The organism is Lacibacter cauensis (genome assembly GCF_007830055.1).
In the GTDB taxonomy this organism is placed as follows: Bacteria; Bacteroidota; Bacteroidia; order Chitinophagales; family Chitinophagaceae; genus Lacibacter; species Lacibacter cauensis.
In genome coordinates, this window is record NZ_VLLE01000002.1 from 489,863 (window position 1) to 507,826 (window position 17,964).

Below are 17,964 nucleotides of genomic sequence, written 5' to 3' on the forward strand. Positions count from 1 at the left end.
TATGAAAAGGACTACAATTTTCTTAGCCACAGCTGCTTTGCTGTTTTCATCGTTAGCATTTGTATCATGTAAAAAAGAAAAGAAAGAAGAAGCAAGAGTGTTGGTTACGCATGCTTCCCCTGATGCACCTGGTGTAGATTTGTTAGTAGATAACCAAAAAGTAAATGCAAGTGCATTAACTTTTCCCAACAGTACAGGTTACCTCACTGTTACTGCAGGAACACGTAACATCAAAGTAAATGCAGCAGGAACAACTACAACAGTCATTAATGCAGATATTCCATTTGTAAAAGATAAGAATTACTCTGTGTATGCGTTTAACAGATTAGCTTCAATTGGTGCTATTCTTGTAGAAGATGATCTTACTACACCAGCATCGGGTAAAGCGCATATCCGTTTCTTTCATTTAAGCCCGGGTGCTCCGGCAGTAACAGTTGGAGTATTGGCAGGTAGTACATTTACACCGGTTTTCAGCAACCGTTCTTTCGAAACACAAGCAACTGCAGCGGCTAATCAGGCATTTGCTCCTGTTGATGCAGGCACTTATACATTTGATGTTCGTGTTGCAGGTACTACCAATTCGGTTTTAACGCTTACTGGTATCAATTTACAGGCAGGAAAAATTTATACAGTATTTGCACGTGGTATTGTTGGCAATACAACTACACCATTGGGTGCTTCCATCATTGCCCACAACTAATGTCGTTTTTTAATTGTTCCCATAAGCCTGTCTGCTTTTGCAGATGGGCTTTTTTTTAATTTAACCAGGCAGCTTAATCTTCTTCTTCAAGAATTTTTTGCACACGACCGATCTGTCCGTCCTGCAAACGCACTTTAATTCCACGGTGGTGCTTGGGTGCACTGGTGAGCAGGTCTTTTACAATACCTTCGGTAAGTATGCCCGTACGTTGATCTTTTTTTAAAACGATCAATACGAGCATACCTGGTTTAATATTTGAACGAATGGTTCCTTCCATTTTCGAAATTATTGTTTGTAGCTCTGCTGTAATGCTTTTACAAGCGAGCGCAATTTTGTTTGAATGTCATAACCTGCAGTTCCATCACCAACCGCCGCAACATGCAGTAACATCTGATTGCCCTGTTTAGGAAATGGATCGTCCGCAGCGTTAGAGGTTTCGGTAAGTACTGATGCTTCGTTTATACCCTGTAAGCCTATGTAGTAATCAAAGAATACATCTGCTATTTCGGCTATGGGCATTTTGTACTGTACGATGCTTACAGTAGTTTCCGATTCGGGAATACGACGGGTGATGTAAAGCGTTTGTTGCCTGATGTAAAAAGGTTTCTGCACAGTACCCAGCTCAACGGGCATTTCGTTAACAGTATAATCACTGTACAGTTTGTTAAGATAATTCACCAGGGCCTGTTCGGTTTTCTGTGTGGCTTTATTACTTTGTTTTGTTTGGGTGTAAGCTGTAATAAAAAAGCAGGTAAGTAATATGCTTATGAATAAACGTAAAAAAGAAATTGATTTCTTTTTAAGAGTTGTGTGCATTGTGGTGGATTTAGCGACATGGTAAATAACTGAAATTATAAAAACTTATTGTGTAAAATAATTCTGCAAGAAAATAAGTATATCTGCCAGCGCAAATTTTCGGGCAGAGAATAGTTGAAGAGATGATTTTTTTGAATGATTGGCAAATAAAAAGCGGCTTTGCAAATAGCAAAGCCGCTTTTTATAACATGATAATTATTTATCAGAGATTCTGTACAGAATTTGGATTTGCCTGTAATTCGGAAATAGGAATTACAAACTCCCACAAATTACTACCTGCAGGTACTTGCATTAAACCACCAGCGGAAGCAGGTACATAGTTTGGAACAACAGTTCTGTCGAGCGGCAGGTTTAAGCGTTTCAGATCAAACCATCTGTGACCTTCGGCCCAAAATTCAACACGACGTTGAGTCAAAATTTCATCTATCAACGCCTGTCCGGTATTGGTGCTGAGAGTATAGCTTGGATCTCTGTTTACAGCCAATGTATAAAGAGCCTGTTTGGCCTCTGTTTCTTTACCGGGAGTGCGTGCATAAGCTTCAGCCATAATGAGGTACATTTCGGCTAAACGGATGTAAGGCACATCGCCGATTGTGGGCGCATTTCTGGTCTTGAACTTACGGCTCATGTAAGGCGATCTCGAATAACTCGAAAGCGGAAGCGGGAAATTGGTAGCATTCGGACTAGGTTCCCACATTTTTTTACGTACATCGGTTGAAGTGATTCTATCGTACAGAGCAGAATTGATGCGCTTGGGAACGCCACGGATGTAAGTCGTATTTCCATCCCATGAAATCTGTGCCATATACGATCCAAATGTATCGCCTTGGTCATCTTGAATGTAAGCACCCCACAACCATTCAGGATTGGAGAGGTCATTAAATCCTGCCTGGTAAGCTGCATTCGTCATCAATGAATGACCTCCCAAATCAATTACCTGTTTTGCAAATGCCGCTGCATTTACATAATCCTGCATCACTAATGCCACACGTGCACGAATAGCTAATGCTGCTTTACGTGACAAATGTGATTTTTGTTGCGGCCCTGAAGCCGGAGCAGAAGCAGATGCAAAAGCAGTTACAGCGTCGTTCAAGTCTTTAATGATCTGCGTATAATTTTCTTCAACTGTAGATCTTGGTAATTTGCTATCTGTTGGCTTAAGCGGCATTGAAACACCTAATTGTGTGTTGTTAGCTCCTGCTGCGTAACGTTTACCATAAATCTGTACCAGGTAAAAGTAAGCCCATGCACGCATGGTTAGCGCTTCGCCTTTCAGCCTGTTTTTATCTGCTTCGGTACCGGTGGCATTATCAATGTTGGCAAGTAACGCATTGGCGTTACCAATACAACGATAATATAAGCGGAACGGATACTCTACATACAAGTACGCATCATTCCGGTGGTTTACCCAACCTCCCGTGCCATTACCAGGTGTGTACCAGCTGGCAACAGCCTGGTGAACATCTTCACCCATAAAATCAAACATCAGCATAATGCCACCTTGGCCAGGTTGGTTCTGCGCACTGTACCTGCTATATAAATAGCGGTAGATGCCATTGATTACATTTGATGCATTACCTGTTGTTGTAAAGATTGCAGATTCGTCGGCACTGCCGGTAGGCCCTACGTCGAAGTATTCCTTCTTACAACTTGTTGTAAAAAGGCTGAGGAAAGTAACTGCTATAATTATTTTTTTCATAATTGTTGAAATTAAGAATGACAGAAATAAACATTAGAATGTAACATTAATACCCACGTTCCATAATCTGTTAGGTACATAAACCGGACTGTTTGTTCCATTAAAACTTTCAGCCGGATTCATTCCTTTGCGCTTTGATACAATCAAGAGGTTTTCACCACCTACATACACTTTCGCCTGATCGAAACCAATTTTACCTACAACTGTTTTTGGTAGTTTGTAAGAAAGTGTAACGTTACGGAAGTTGATATAAGAGGCATCAATCAAAAATCTGTCTGACTGTGAGTTGAACTGTCCCGAGTTGTTAATGTCGAAACGGGGCATATCAGTAATGTCACCTGGTTTCTTCCATGAACGTAAAACGTCGGTATGTAAAGCCCTGCCATATGTTGCTGCTAATAAGCCAGCATAGTTGCCATCGTAAAACTTGCCACCAACCTGGTAGTTAAGCAAGAAGGAGAGTGAGAAGTCTTTCACTGTTACTGTACTTTGTACCGAACCAAAGAACTTGGGGATAGCAGTACCTGCATAGCCAAAAGCTGCGTTGGTAGGATTCGTTGTAACAGTGTCGCCTTTTGCAGTTACACGGTAACCAGTGGTAATTCCAGGGGTCGCATAAAACAATCCGGCGCCATCTGTGGGATCAACACCATACCATTTTCTTAAATAGAATGCAAAGATGTCTTTTCCTGCTTCTAAACGTTTGGTTCCACTTACAATTGTAGGCGTAGTTGCCGGGAGCTTTGTGATTCTGTTTTTAAGGCTGGTAACGTTCAACTGTACATCCCATTTTACATTTTTTGTTCTTACTACATCAAAATTCAATTGCGCTTCAATACCTCTGTTCCACATTGTACCAATGTTTTCATTCTTAACAGTTACTGCAGAAGATAAACCTTGTGGCACTTCAAATAACAGTTTAGATGAACCACGGTCGAAGTATTCAATCGAACCTGATATGCGATTTTTTAACACACCAAACTCCAACCCTACGTTAAAAGTTTTGTTTACTTCCCATGTTAATTCAGGTGTAGAAACAGTCGCCAATAGTGCTCCCGGTTCGCTGGCGTTATTCCATCCTAAGCCAAATAATGCCTGGTATTGGTAATAAGTATCAAGCTCGTCGTTACCTACTGTACCGTAAGAAGCTCTCAGTTTTAAATCGTTCACCCAGTTCACGTTCGACATGAATTTTTCACGCATAACAGACCAGGAAAGACCGGCTGAATAAAAATTACCCCAACGGCTTTGTGGTGAAAAACGTGAAGATGCATCTCTGCGGTAAGAAATGTCTAAGTAATACCTGTTATCGTAATTGTATTTAACGCTCGACAGGTAACCTTCTCTTCTTAAACGATCGAAAGAGCCATCAACACCTGCAAGTGTTACAAAGTTGGTGAGTTCGATATTTCCATCCAGGTTCATACCTCTTCTGGAACCGCTGAAAAACTCGTTGTTATTTTTTTGCGATTCATGACCTACTAAAGCCGATACATTATGCAAGCCAAATTTTTGATTGTAGTTTAAAACCTGGTTGAATGAAACTGTTCTGAATTCGTTGGAAGTACGACCTGATGTTCCACCTGCAGTTACGCCATCACCCACAATACGGTTTTGAAACGTTTGGCTTTTTGAGTTGTTAAGATCAATACCTGCATTAACTGTAAACGTGAAATACTGCAGGAACTTTGTTTCAAGATAAGTTCTGGCAATAATGCTGTTACGTTTTTGAATGTTTTGGTTTAACATGGTTTCGTAAATGATATGGCGGCCCGGAGATGCACCAGATGGTCGGTTAATAGAACCTGGATGGATACCGTAATCGTAGTATTGGTTACCAAAAGCATCAAGAATGGCATTGCCTGATGCATCCCATGCACGTACAGGATAAATGGGGCCCATACCTCTTGCAAATACGAATGGGTTGATGAATGTATTTGATCCATCACCCGCCGCCTGATTAGACGTTACCAAAACTGTAGTTAAGTTAACACCGGTCTTCAACCATTCTTTAACCTGTGAATTCAACGCAAGGCGGGCGTTGATACGCTGGTAGTCCGATTTCAGAACGAATCCCTGATCGTTAAGATAGTTTAACGAAAAGAAGTAATCGGATTTGTTGGCTTTAGAAGATAAATTAAAACCAACCTCGTTACGCATACCGTTTCTTTCAATAGGACCATACCAGTCAAAGTCATTATAAAGAAGTTTAGCGTTCGGGTTCATAACGCCATTTACGTCTACAAGTTGATTATTCGGTACATTAAATGGATTGTAAATTAACTGGGCAGCAATACCATTGGTTGCATTTTGTGCAGCAACAGCTTCTGTTTGACCGGTACCTGTAGTAGGAAACATCAAGCCATGTTTCATAGCCTGCCACATAAGTGGATAATAATCAAACGTACCCACACGGTCATATTCTGCAATACCTCTTTCAGAAAAGCCGGTATTAACAAATAAGTTTACTTTAGGCGTACCTGCTTTTCCTTTTTTAGTTGTAATCAATACAACCCCATTTGCAGCACGGGCACCATACAAGGCAGTAGATGATGCATCTTTCAGTAATGATATACTTTCAATGTCATTTGTGTTCAGGTCACCAATTGCGCCGCCATAAGGAAATCCATCTACCACGTACAATGGAGCAGAGCTGGCATTCACAGAGCCAAATCCTCTGATACGCAGTGCAGCAGAACTTCCTGGCTGACCGTTGCCCGATGTGGCGGCAATACCTGGCGCAGCACCTGCAAGCGCTTGCGAAATATTCGTAGTGAGCCTTGATTCGAGCTGTTCTGCCCCGATTTTTGAAACAGAACCGGTAATTGATTCTTTCTTTTGCGTACCGTAAGCCACAACTACAACTTCTTCAAGGGCCTTGGAAGATGAAGTCATTATGACGTTAATTGTGGAGCGATTGCCAATGGATACTTCCTGTGTTTCGTAGTCCAATAGCGAAAAAATAATGATTTTGGCACTGGCCGGGACACTGAGTTTAAAAGAGCCATCTGTCGCCGTAGTGGTACCAATTGTGGTGCCTTTTACAACTACCGACACGCCAGACAGCGGCGTACCATCTTTTTCGTCTGTAATTTTTCCTGAAACAGACCTTTCTTGCGCTTTAATGCATAAGGAGTACACTAAGAGCACAACTACTGTAAGCAGTTTTCTCATACTTGTTTTGGTTTAGAAATGAATAAAAGCAGGTGGATTTGATAGGTATTGCAAAAAAATAAACAGGTGCTTAGTCTGCTTAATTTCATTAAGGCTTTTATTACGGTTTTACAATCTTTAATTGATACATCTAAGCTTCGAAATTATCGGGTTTTACCTGAAAAACGATAAAATATTTAGTTGATGTTTTTGATAGAGGGAAGTCACACCGTAAATGCTGCATAGGGCTCTTTTTTTTAGTAATTTTATTGCATCGATGCTTATCGGGAATTGATTGAAAAGCGACTGTTCGGTAACTCTTTATACTTGATAAACGAACTAATAACAATTTTTAATTGGTTAAGGTTGACTAATGTGCTAAAAAATCCTCCCGCATGGGACTAAACACATCAATCAACACACCTTTTTCCAAACAAACAACGCCGTGTTCTACATTTGATGCAACATGAAAGCCATCACCGGCTTTCAATAATTTCTTTTCGCCGGCGATCTCCACTTCAAACACACCGCTTTCAATATGGGTTATCTGTACATGCACATGCTTGTGCAAAGTGCCAACAGCGCCTTGCTCAAAAGCTACTTTCACCAGCATCAGCGAAGGATCATACGCCATTATTTTTCTGCGTATACCTTCGCCGGCAGTTTGCCATTCAAATTGACTGTCTCCAATAAAACCGGGTTGCTGTTGCATGCGGCAAAAATAGCGATCTCGTTGCGTTATTCCGGCCATCCGCTTTTATCGATGTTGGGAATAATGCGCAAAGCGTTTTTGTAATACACTTTCTTTAAAATAGAGTCGGGTAGGCCCATGCCATACAGGGCCCAGAAGGCATGGTATTTTTTGTGATAAGGAAAATATTCATCTTCCGTTTCCAGTACACGGAAGTAAGTAGCATATTCCGAAGGAACCCAACTATCTTTTCCAAACAGGATGCGATCCTGGTATTTGGTGAAGAACGCTTTTGCAGCTTTCGGTTGACGGCCAAGTTCAGCGATTACTGCACCAAACTCTACCACCACGTTCGGCATGGCATCGAGGATTGTGCTGAGCTTTTGCAGATCGTTGGGGTACCAGCCAAAATGCGCAGCAATAAAGGTGGTGTTCTTATGTTTCTTAAACAGATTGTGTTGTTCGTTGATGAGTGTTTCCCATGGTACAGGATTATCGTTACCTCGCTTACGGTTGGGATTAATGATGAGTTCGAGCCAGCGTTCGTTGCTGTTGTCTAAAGGATCCCAAAACGATTTTGGATCGGCTGTATGAATGATCACCGGAATTTTTAACTCGCCTGCTTTCTGCCATACTGCATCAAGTCGTTCATCATCAACAGGTACACGGTTGCCGTTAATATCTTTTACACTAAAACCAAGACTCTTGTAAATCTTTAAACCGTTGGCTCCATTCTTTACATCTTCTTCCAGTTGCTTAGCTGCTTTTTCGCCCCAGCCAGGTTCGCCCACACCTTTAAAATCTACATTGGCGAATACAATAAAACGTCCCGGCTTATTTTGCTTTGCATTGTCCACCGCTTTTTTTAATTGATCGCCACTGCCGCCACTTAAATTCACCATTACACGCATGTTGAGTTTATCCATTTCAAAAGTGAGTGTATTCAAATTCATCGAAGGCATTTGAAACTGGTGATTGTGTACATCAATAAACGGAAACTTTGCTTTCGTTACCGGATGTTGCGGCACCACCAATGTTGATGGCGGATTGTAACTTTCGAAATCAATTTTCTGTTGAGCAGTTGCAGTAACAGTAAGCAGCAACGAATAAGCAAGTAAGCGTTTGTGCATGGCGGTTGATTGTTTTATGTTTCAAAGAAAAGCAGGAATCAACGATAATTGTTTCCGTTTGTCATTTTTTAACGGGTATAAAAGAAAAATCCGGGAACCAAATTCCCGGATTTTGTACCTGATAAGTTGAGTGATTTATTTTTTTGTTGCTTCCATTACCGAAGCTTTGTCCATGTAATGAATGATGCGGTCAACTTTATCATTTGCATCAAAATGTTGTGCCATGTGCATCCATTGCGTCATGCGTTTTCCGGTTTTATATTTGGCATCCACTCTGTACCAGCCAAGCAGCCAGGTGCCGGGCGCTTCTGTACTTTGCGGCTGATTTACTTTTACCGGTAACCAGATAACATTACTAAAGCTGAGCGAATCAATAACGTTCGCTCTTCTGTCTTTCCAGTAATCCATAATTGCTTTTTTACCAGCCAAACTATCGCCTGTGTTCCATTGGTAAACAGCATTGTCGGCAAAGGATTCCATCCATGCATCTACATTGCCGGCTGCTAAATGATCCAGCCCGCTTTTCCCGATCTGCATGTATTTCGCATCTGCAAATTCTGCGGGTTGCGGTTTAGATAAGGATGTGTCCGCAGTTGTTTCTTTATTTTCTTCAGGTTTGGGATTGTTGCATGCTGCAAACAGCAAAACGCTCATGATTACAAGAATGAATTGTTTCATGTGTAAATGATTTAAATGTGAAAAATCAAGGTGGAGGTTGCCGAAGTATTCACATTGTGCGGAAGGAAGAAGTAAGCTATGTAATTAAAATGGCATTGTCAATAGAAACGAAAATCCAAAATCAAAAATTCAAAATCCAAATACCTGATTCCTCGTTTGGTATAAGCAGAAATGCTGAACCGCTTGCTGACGGTGGTAAGTTTTTTTCTTGCGGATAATCATTCTTTGCCCTTTTCGGTGCATCTACTTTTACTTCTGTATTTCAACACATTCACAAGCACATCAGCGATTGCCGTTTTCTTACCGCCCATGTGCTTTCAAAACAAAATTCAACATTATGGCAACAGTTAAAAAGCCTGTCAAGTATGTGTATTCCTTTGGGGGAGGCAAGGCCGATGGCAACGAATCAATGAAAAATTTATTAGGTGGTAAAGGTGCAAACCTGGCCGAAATGGCAGGCCATCCAAAACTACGCTTACCTGTACCGCCCGGTTTCACCGTTTCAACAGAAGTATGTACCTGGTATTATGCCAATAAAAAAGCATATCCGAAAGTATTGAATCAGCAGGTAAAAGATGCGATGACGCAAATGGAAAAGCTGATGGGTAAAAAGTTTGGCGATGTGAAAAATCCATTGCTGGTATCGGTACGTTCTGGTGCACGTAAAAGTATGCCCGGCATGATGGAAACAGTATTGAATGTGGGTTTAAATGAAGAAACGATTAAAGGAATTATTGCACAAAGCGGCGATGCCCGTTTTGCGTATGATGCCTACCGCCGTTTAATTATGATGTATGCAGATGTGGTGATGGAAAAAGCTGGCGGTATTGAACCAAAAGGTGGCAAAGGCATTCGCAAGGTGCTCGATGAAAAACTGGAAAAAATCAAACATAAAAAAGGCTATCAATCCGATACCGATCTTACCGTTGATGAATTAAAAGCATTGGTGAAAGATTTTAAAGCAACAGTTGTAAAAGTATTGGGCAAACCTTTCCCTGAAGATCCATACGAACAATTATGGGGCAGTATTGGTGCAGTGTTCAGCAGTTGGATGGGCAAGCGTGCCATTGAATATCGTCGCATTGAAAAAATTCCTGACGAATGGGGCACTGCTGTAAACGTACAGGCCATGGTGTTTGGTAATATGGGCGACGACAGTTGCACCGGTGTTGCCTTTACACGTAACCCCGGCAATGGTGAAGCTAAATTTTATGGTGAATACCTCGTTAATGCGCAAGGAGAAGATGTGGTGGCAGGTATCCGCACACCCGCACCTGTTAATGAGTATTCGAAGAATGCACAGAGTGAACACTATGATACCCTGGAGAAATTAATGCCTGCATTGTATAAAGAGTTGTACGGCTATCAACAAAAATTAGAGAAGCATTACAAAGACATGCAGGATATTGAGTTTACCATCGAAAAAGGAAAACTCTACATGTTGCAATGCCGTGTAGGTAAACGCAATGGTGTGGCTGCTGTGCGTATGGCAACAGAAATGTATAAAGCAAAACAAATTGATGCAAGGACAGCGATACTTCGTGTTAGCCCTAATCAGTTGGTTGAACTGTTATTGCCCATGCTTGATCCCAAAGCAGAAATAACACAACCGGTTATTGCCAAAGGTTTGCCTGCTGGTCCCGGTGGTGCTAAAGGCCGTGCAGTATTTACATCGGAAGATGCGGTTGAATGGGCTGCAAAAGGAGAGAAGGTGATTTTGGTGCGTGAAGAAACATCACCAGAAGATGTGGATGGTATGCACAAAGCACAGGCGATTCTTACAACAAAAGGTGGCATGACCTCACACGCTGCACTCGTTGCACGTGGCTGGGGTAAATGCTGTATTGTTGGTTGTGGCGATATTGAAATTCATGCCAACACAAAAACATTTCATGCGAAAAATGGTGTAATCATAAAAGAAGGCGATTGGATCAGTTTAAATGGTACCAAAGGTTTGGTGTATGAAGGCAGCATGCCATTAGTGGATATTGATATTGAGAAAAACCAATCGTATAAAGATTTGATGAAACTGGTAGATAAAACCAAACAGATCGGTGTGCGTGCAAATGCTGAAACTCCCGGCGATGCTGCAGTTGCATCGAAGTTTGGAGCAGAAGGTATTGGTTTGTTCCGTACTGAACATATGTTCTATGGCGAGGGAAGTGAAGAACCTTTGTTCCTGCTGCGCAAAATGATCGTGAGTAAAACTGAAAAAGAAAGAAGAGAAGCGTTGAACGCCCTCTTCGTGTATGTGAAGAAAGATGTGAAGGATACATTGGCTGTTATGAACGGACATCCGGTTACTATTCGCCTGCTCGATCCGCCACTGCATGAGTTTGTACCACACGACACCGAAAAGCTGCAGGAGTTGAGTAAAGAACTCGGCATTCGTATGAGTGTGTTGAAGCGTCGTGTATTGGCATTGCATGAAAATAACCCGATGCTTGGTCACCGTGGTGTGCGGTTGGGTATCAGTTATCCGGAGATTACAGAGATGCAGATACGGGCCATTTTTGAAGCAACGGTTGAACTCATTCGCAAGGGCAAAAAAGCATTACCCGAAATTATGATTCCGGTAGTGTGTGGTAAGCACGAGTTGCGTCACCAGAAAGCCATTGTTGAACAGGTGTACAAAGAAACCTGCTTAAAAATGAAGGTGAAGAAAATTCCATATCTGTATGGAACGATGATTGAAATACCACGTGCTGCGTTGAAAGCAAACAGCTTGGCAATGGAAGCCGACTTCTTCAGCTTCGGTACAAACGATCTTACACAGATGAGCTTTGGTTTTAGTCGTGATGATATTGGTGGTTTCTTACCCAAGTATCTCGATCTGAAACTGCTGCCTTACGATCCGTTCCAAACCATCGATCAGAGTGGCGTGGGCGAGTTGATCAAGATTGGTGTAGAACGTGGACGTGTAACCAAACCCAATCTCAAGATCGGTATCTGCGGCGAGCATGGTGGCGATCCTGACAGCGTGGTGTTCTGCCATAAAATTGGAATGAACTATGTGAGCTGTTCTCCATTCCGTGTGCCCATTGCACGACTTGCAGCAGCACATGCAGCGCTGGAGTTTCCACGAAAAAAATAGTGTTTGATTGTGATTGAAAGTAAAAGGCCACCGTTTGGTGGCCTTTACTGTTTGTATAAATTCTTTTAGTTGAGCTGATCTTTTATTTCATCCATATCAATACCCATATGGCTTTCGTAATACACGCATTTGCCATCTTTAATGATGAGTATTTGCGGCGATTCGTGCTCCACTGCAAATTTTTCGGCAATAGCATTGGAAAGCGGGCGATAGCTTAACAGATCCAGGTAATGAAAGTTGGCATTATCCGGTGCTCCGGCTTTTTCTAATCTGCTTTTAGCCACCGAGCTGATGCTGCAACGGGTACTGTGTTTGAAAATAACCTGTGGTTGTTGTGTACTTAAATGAATAAGTTGTTCCAATTCATCAGTGGAACATAACGGAGTCCAGTTCATGCAAAGTTTTTGTTTGTACTAACAGTTTAAGCTCTGAAAGGTTTATTGCTTTGGCTGGTAGGGCAACCATAGCCACGCTTACTGCTTGCGCAAGAGGTAAATACGAATGCTGCGAGAGCAATTACAAGAGCGGAGAATAATATTTTTTTCATAATAAACGGATTTTGGTTCCGTAAAATTAGTAAAGATTAATGGAAATTTCAGTATTTCCTGAAGAATAACGGAGTTCACACCTATTTCAGTATAAATGGATGCCTTTGTTTTAGTTATTTTTGCGCATGAGCCAACAAATTCCCCTCGGATTCGACAGTACAAATCAACCTGCTAATAACGAAATGAACCTGCAGCTTAAACGGCCTTTAGCCATCATCGACCTTGAAACAACCGGAGTAAATATCAGCAGCGACCGTATTGTGGAAATTGCCGTTGTAAAAGTTTCGCCCGATGGAAGCCGTATGGTAAAACGTAAGCTCATCAATCCTGAAATGCCCATTCCTCCCGGAGCTACGGAAGTACATGGCATCAGCAACGAAATGGTAAAAGATGCACCGACCTTTAAGCAGGCCGCCAACGAAATAAAAATGTTCATCAATAACTGCGATCTGGCAGGTTATAATTCCAACCGTTTCGATATTCCGTTATTGGTAGAAGAATTTCTGCGTGCAGGACTGGATATTGAATTAAACGACCGTCATCTGCTCGACGTGCAGCGGGTGTTTCACATGATGGAGCAGCGTACACTTAGTGCAGCCTATAAATTTTATTGCGATAAGAACCTTGATGGTGCACACAGTGCAGAAGTAGATGCACTGGCTACCTACGAAGTACTGGAAGCGCAGGTAAAGCGTTATCCGCAGATGGGTGCCAATGTAGAGGCAATTGTGAAGTTCACCGGCGAAGACCAGATTGTTGATTTTGCACGCAGGTTTGTAATGGAAAATGGCGTCGAAGTATTCAATTTCGGAAAACATAAAGGAAAGCCGGTAACGTTGGTATTAAAGCAGGAACCACAGTATTACGATTGGATGATGAAGGGTGATTTTCCGCTGCATACCAAACAAAAGCTTACTGAAATTTTAAACCGTACGCTGTTAAAAAAGAACTAAACGGCAAGAAAGGGTAAAGAAGTAACAACGACTGTTTTTGAAAAAACCTAACTTGCACTGCAACATTCAAGTGGAAAATCTAGTAATCATACCAACGTATAACGAAAAGGATAATATTGAAAACATTATCCGTGCTGTGTTTACATTACACAACAACTTTCATGTGTTGGTCATTGATGATGGTTCTCCCGATGGTACAGCACAGATTGTAAAGCAATTGCAGACTGTTTTTCCCGGTAAATTATTTATTGAAGAACGTACAGGTAAACTGGGCTTAGGTACAGCCTATATTCATGGCTTTAAATGGGCGATTGCTAAAGGCTACAATTTTATTTGCGAAATGGATGCCGATTTCAGTCATAACCCTGCTGATCTTTCACGTTTGGTTGAAGCCTGCAGAGACAAGGGCGCTGATTTAGCTGTGGGTAGTCGCTACACAAAAGGTGGAGCTGTTGCCAACTGGCCACGTAATCGCATTTTCTTATCAAAAGGCGCATCACTTTATACACGCATCATTACCTGGATGCCGGTAATGGACCCTACGGCAGGTTTTGTTTGTTACCGCCGCCAAACACTGGAAGCCATGAACCTTGATGGTATTACATTCGTTGGTTATGCATTCCAGATTGAAATGAAGTTTGCTGCCTGGAAACTGAAATTCAAAATTGCCGAAGTACCCATTACATTCGTCGACCGTAAGTTCGGCGTCAGTAAAATGAACAAGGGTATTGTAAAAGAAGGCATCCTTGGTGTATTAAAACTCCGCTGGCAAAGTTTGTTTAAAGACTATCATGCACGTATGAAAAGCAAAGGTGAAAATATTGCCAACTTCACATCAGAAAAGGTAATGGCAGAAAGCAATTCCTGATTTTTTATTTTCCACCTCTTATTTCTTTTTTGGCTTTCTTTGAGCAACGATGCGTAACGCTTTTTTGCAATTACATGCTGCTGTTTTCCTGGCCGGTTTCACCGGAGTGCTGGGTCGTTTAATTGAACTGAACGAAGGCTGGCTGGTATGGTACCGGATGCTGCTCTCGGCTGTTTTGTTGTTGTTGCTGATGCTGTTGCGCAAACAATCGATCCGTATAGAAAAAAAATACCTGCTGCGTTGTATTGGCATTGGTGCATTGATTGCGCTGCATTGGGTATTTTTTTACGGCAGCGTAAAATATGCCAACGTATCCATTGCCCTGGTTTGTTTTGCGGCAACGGGTTCGTTCACTGCTTTTCTCGAACCGTTGATATTGAAACGTAGAATAGATTTGACAGAAGTATTGCTGGGCTTATTGGTGTTGCTCGGCATTTATCTTATTTTTCATTTTGATGTGCAATACAAAACAGGTATTCTGTTGGGTGTTGCAGCAGCATTTCTTTCTGCTTTATTTCCGATTTACAATAAACGTTTGATTCAGCATGTACCCGTTTCGGCTTTAACTCTTTACGAGTTAAGCGGCGGTTGGTTGTTGCTGAGTTTAGTATTACCATTCTATTTGCAATTCTCACCTGCAACAAAACATTTGCCCTCATTGAACGATTGGTTCTGGCTGCTGATGCTGGCTTTGTTTTGCACCGTGCTGGCGGTGCAGCTATCGGTGAATGCATTGAAGAAGATATCGCCTTTCACCGCTAATCTTACGTACAATCTCGAACCGGTGTATGGTATTGCGCTTGCGTTTCTCATTTACCACGAAGAAAAAGAATTGGGCGATGGGTTTGTGTGGGGAATACTGCTGATTGTTGCGAGTGTGGTTATTCAAACGGTAAGAGTTTGGAGGGAGCGGAGGGTAACTAAATAGAGTTATGAGTTAAAGGTTATGGGTGGCGGGTGGCTTCAATATAAAAGTTTAGCCTTAACCGCAGAGAACAAGAGGAAATGGAGTTCACGCAGAGTTTAGCGAAGACGTTGTATAAACTGCTCTATGCATCTTCTTTCTCTGCGACCAAAAAAAGTGCGAAGCCGGACTTATACTTCCAACTTCGCACCTCGTACTTTCAAATTAGAATTCTAATATAAATCCAATTGTTGGTGTTACACTCGGATCGTTGTTTTGGAGAATAACCGGAATGGCGTTGCTGCCATCAGCTGCAATGGGTCTGCCGTTTGTTGTTGCAAAACCGCTGTTATCGGGTGTGCGTTGAAACGTGTATTGTGGAAACGCCGGACTCTTCGCCACATACCAATTCGTAACGTCTAAAAACACATCCAATGTCAGGCGTTTAAAATTCCATTTCTTATCAATACGTACATCACTTGCATGAAACGCAGTAAGACGGTTTTGATTTAAACGATTGTAATCAAGCACACCTTCACCAATGCTCAGATAATTTAAACGACTGGCACCTTCGTTAAAGGGTGTAAACGGTGCACCGCCCTGGTAACGGAATTTCAACCCAAGCTCCCAGTTGCGTGGAAATTTGTAACCCCAGGTTACACTCAACAGGTGACGGTTGTCCCATGCACTCGCCACATACTTGTTATCACTGCCGGTAAACTGGCTTACAAATAAAGTATAACTGAACACACCGTAAAAACGATTGGTGAGTTTTTGTTGTGCAAAAAACTCAACCCCATATGTACGTCCTTTGCCTGTTGTTACAACATCTTCATTACCGAGTATGTTGAAGTCGCCGCCTTTGTTGGCAAGGTTAATTCCATCACGCACACTCACCGGCATATTGCCGTACGCTTTGTAGAATGCTTCCACCGTAAAGCGTGTAGTATTCTTGGGTAAAAATTCCAGGCCAATTACATAATGATCGCTGCGTTGATAACCTGCATCACGGTTTACATAGTTGTTGTTATTGTCTTTGAAACCAAGAATGGTATAAGGCGACAGTTTGTAATAGCGTCCAACACTAGCATTGAGATTCCATTTATCACCGAGTACATAACTCAAGCCAACACGTGGACTGAAAGTCTGGAACAGGTTCATTCCTTCATCGGTAAACGTATTACCATCCATACGCACGCCGAAGTTTACACCCAGGCGATCGGCAAAGAAACGTTTGCCTACCTGTGCAAATGCACCCAGCTTTACAAAGTTGTTCGAGGTGTTGAAGTTGGCTTTGATCTCAGGCTGCACCAGGTTACCCAAGGTATCTCTGATGGCTGCACGCACACGTGCAAAACCTTCGTTGCTGAACTGTGGATTTTGTACCACTGCACCATAACTGATCTTCCAGCCATTCTTTGTCTGGTTTACATCGAAACGCAATTTGTTTTCTGTTTCGTTGGATGTTACATCCAGCGATTGTTCTGCAGCAACAGGATTGAGATTGTCTTCGAATCGTGTAATGTTATTGTTGAATGCATTGCGGCTGAGTGCCAGATTCCAGTATCCGTTTTTAATAGTGCGACGCAATGTAGCCCCAACGGTATAGTTCCATTGGTTGATGTTCGGATTGCTGTTCAGGATATATAATTTCTCTGGCGTTGCTTCTGATGGTGCAGAAAAACTAAACTCATCAATAGCACCAACACCGAGCAATGTTAAGGTGGTCTTTTTGTCGAACTGGTGTGTAACCTTGTATTGGAAATCCCAGTAGTTTGGACGAATAGGTAAGTCTAACGCCTGGAACAAAAACTGCAGATAACTTCTTCTGGCGCTCGCAAGAAAAGTCGTCTTCTTGTTGTTGCTCAGCGGTCCTTCAAGTGTAGCGGCCAGTTCGGTTGCACTTAAACGCACATTACCCTGTACACGGTTGCTGTTACCACGTTTCTGTTTAAACTCAAACACACTGCTTAACGCATTATCATAACGGGCATCAAAAGCCGAAGAACTCAGTTTTACATCTTCAATAAAACTTACGTTGAGAATACCGGTTGGCCCGCCACCTGCACCTTGCGTAGCAAAGTGATTGATCACCGGAATTTCTATCCCATCTAAATAAAATACATTTTCACCTGGACCACCACCACGGATGATGATGTCGTTCCGGAAACCGCCTACACTTCCGGCCGTCCCGCCCACGCCGGGTAAGGTATTAATTACACGGCTGATGTCGAAGTTACCGCCAGGGTTGGCTTTAATTTCCTCAGTCGTTAAACGTTGTACACTCAACGGTGTTTCCAGCGTAGCCACTTTTGCTGTGCGCCTGCCCGTAACCGTTATTTCGCCAATGGTCTTGATGTCTTCCTCCATTTCCACCTGTACACTGATTTCGTTACCGGTGGTTAATACAACATTGTAAAGCGTAAATGTTTTATAACCTACTTTCGAGAAGACGATATTGTAGGATTTGGGATCGATATTACTGATGCGGAAGCGACCCGACGAATCGGTAACCGTACCGGCTTCTGTTTTTTCTACTGTTACCGAAACGCCATCAACCGGCAATTGGGTTATTTTGTTAATAACCGTACCGGTAATTACAGCTTTGTTTTGTGCGAACAACGAAAAAGAAGCAAAAATGAAAACGAGTGATAGGATGATCTTATTCATAAATTATTAATTCCACTTGTGTAAAACATTACACAGCGCAAATTGTTTAATTTATCTTGT

The 17,964-nt window shown here is 42.1% G+C and carries 14 protein-coding genes; 5 read left to right on the forward strand and 9 right to left on the reverse strand.

The window, feature by feature from the left end; translation table 11 throughout:
* Position 1: 1 nt before the first annotated feature.
* Entirely contained in the window at positions 2-700 is a 699-nt protein-coding gene (locus tag IQ13_RS02070; RefSeq protein ID WP_144884009.1) for a DUF4397 domain-containing protein, read from the forward strand.
* A gap of 73 nt (positions 701-773) precedes the next feature.
* Here the strand turns inward: IQ13_RS02070 and IQ13_RS02075 are convergent, their stop codons facing one another.
* The 7 genes from IQ13_RS02075 to IQ13_RS02105 form a co-directional block, all read right to left on the reverse strand.
* Positions 774-977, reverse strand: a complete 204-nt coding sequence (locus IQ13_RS02075; protein WP_144884011.1) for a YwbE family protein — start codon at positions 975-977, stop codon at positions 774-776.
* Positions 978-985: 8 nt separating this feature from the next.
* Complete coding sequence (locus IQ13_RS02080; protein WP_144884013.1) at positions 986-1,516, reverse strand: hypothetical protein; 531 nt, start codon at positions 1,514-1,516, stop codon at positions 986-988.
* Positions 1,517-1,718: 202 nt separating this feature from the next.
* Positions 1,719-3,215: a RagB/SusD family nutrient uptake outer membrane protein gene (locus tag IQ13_RS02085; RefSeq protein ID WP_144884015.1), complete on the reverse strand. Its 1,497-nt coding sequence runs from the start codon at positions 3,213-3,215 to the stop codon at positions 1,719-1,721.
* A gap of 33 nt (positions 3,216-3,248) precedes the next feature.
* On the reverse strand, positions 3,249-6,389 hold the full coding sequence (locus tag IQ13_RS02090) for a SusC/RagA family TonB-linked outer membrane protein (protein ID WP_144884017.1): 3,141 nt from the start codon (positions 6,387-6,389) through the stop codon (positions 3,249-3,251).
* Positions 6,390-6,738: 349 nt separating this feature from the next.
* Positions 6,739-7,080, reverse strand: a complete 342-nt coding sequence (locus IQ13_RS02095; RefSeq protein WP_144884020.1) for a cupin domain-containing protein — start codon at positions 7,078-7,080, stop codon at positions 6,739-6,741.
* Positions 7,081-7,106: 26 nt separating this feature from the next.
* Positions 7,107-8,189 carry an amidohydrolase family protein gene (locus IQ13_RS02100; protein ID WP_144884022.1) on the reverse strand — a complete coding sequence of 361 codons (1,083 nt, stop codon included), beginning with the start codon at positions 8,187-8,189 and terminating at the stop codon, positions 7,107-7,109.
* A gap of 135 nt (positions 8,190-8,324) precedes the next feature.
* The gene (locus IQ13_RS02105) at positions 8,325-8,867 is read right to left on the reverse strand and encodes a nuclear transport factor 2 family protein (RefSeq protein ID WP_144884024.1); all 543 of its coding nucleotides are present in this window, start codon (positions 8,865-8,867) and stop codon (positions 8,325-8,327) included.
* Between the two features lie 337 nt (positions 8,868-9,204).
* Between IQ13_RS02105 and ppdK the strand changes: the two genes are divergently transcribed.
* Entirely contained in the window at positions 9,205-11,961 is a 2,757-nt protein-coding gene (gene ppdK, locus IQ13_RS02110; RefSeq protein WP_144884026.1) for a pyruvate, phosphate dikinase, read from the forward strand.
* Positions 11,962-12,026: 65 nt separating this feature from the next.
* Here ppdK and ytxJ read toward each other — a convergent pair whose 3' ends face one another.
* Positions 12,027-12,356, reverse strand: a complete 330-nt coding sequence (gene ytxJ, locus IQ13_RS02115) for a bacillithiol system redox-active protein YtxJ (RefSeq protein ID WP_144884028.1) — start codon at positions 12,354-12,356, stop codon at positions 12,027-12,029.
* A gap of 278 nt (positions 12,357-12,634) precedes the next feature.
* On the opposite strand from ytxJ, the gene IQ13_RS02120 reads away from it, so the two are divergent.
* The 3 genes from IQ13_RS02120 to IQ13_RS02130 all read left to right on the forward strand — a co-directional run bounded on the left by IQ13_RS02120 (position 12,635) and on the right by IQ13_RS02130 (position 15,258).
* Positions 12,635-13,462, forward strand: a complete 828-nt coding sequence (locus IQ13_RS02120) for a 3'-5' exonuclease (RefSeq protein ID WP_242009457.1) — start codon at positions 12,635-12,637, stop codon at positions 13,460-13,462.
* A gap of 70 nt (positions 13,463-13,532) precedes the next feature.
* Entirely contained in the window at positions 13,533-14,330 is a 798-nt protein-coding gene (locus tag IQ13_RS02125) for a polyprenol monophosphomannose synthase (protein ID WP_199758151.1), read from the forward strand.
* A 49-nt stretch (positions 14,331-14,379) separates the two neighbouring features.
* Positions 14,380-15,258, forward strand: a complete 879-nt coding sequence (locus IQ13_RS02130) for a DMT family transporter (RefSeq protein WP_144884030.1) — start codon at positions 14,380-14,382, stop codon at positions 15,256-15,258.
* A 201-nt stretch (positions 15,259-15,459) separates the two neighbouring features.
* Here IQ13_RS02130 and IQ13_RS02135 read toward each other — a convergent pair whose 3' ends face one another.
* Complete coding sequence (locus tag IQ13_RS02135; RefSeq protein WP_144884032.1) at positions 15,460-17,904, reverse strand: TonB-dependent receptor; 2,445 nt, start codon at positions 17,902-17,904, stop codon at positions 15,460-15,462.
* Positions 17,905-17,964: the final 60 nt, after the last annotated feature.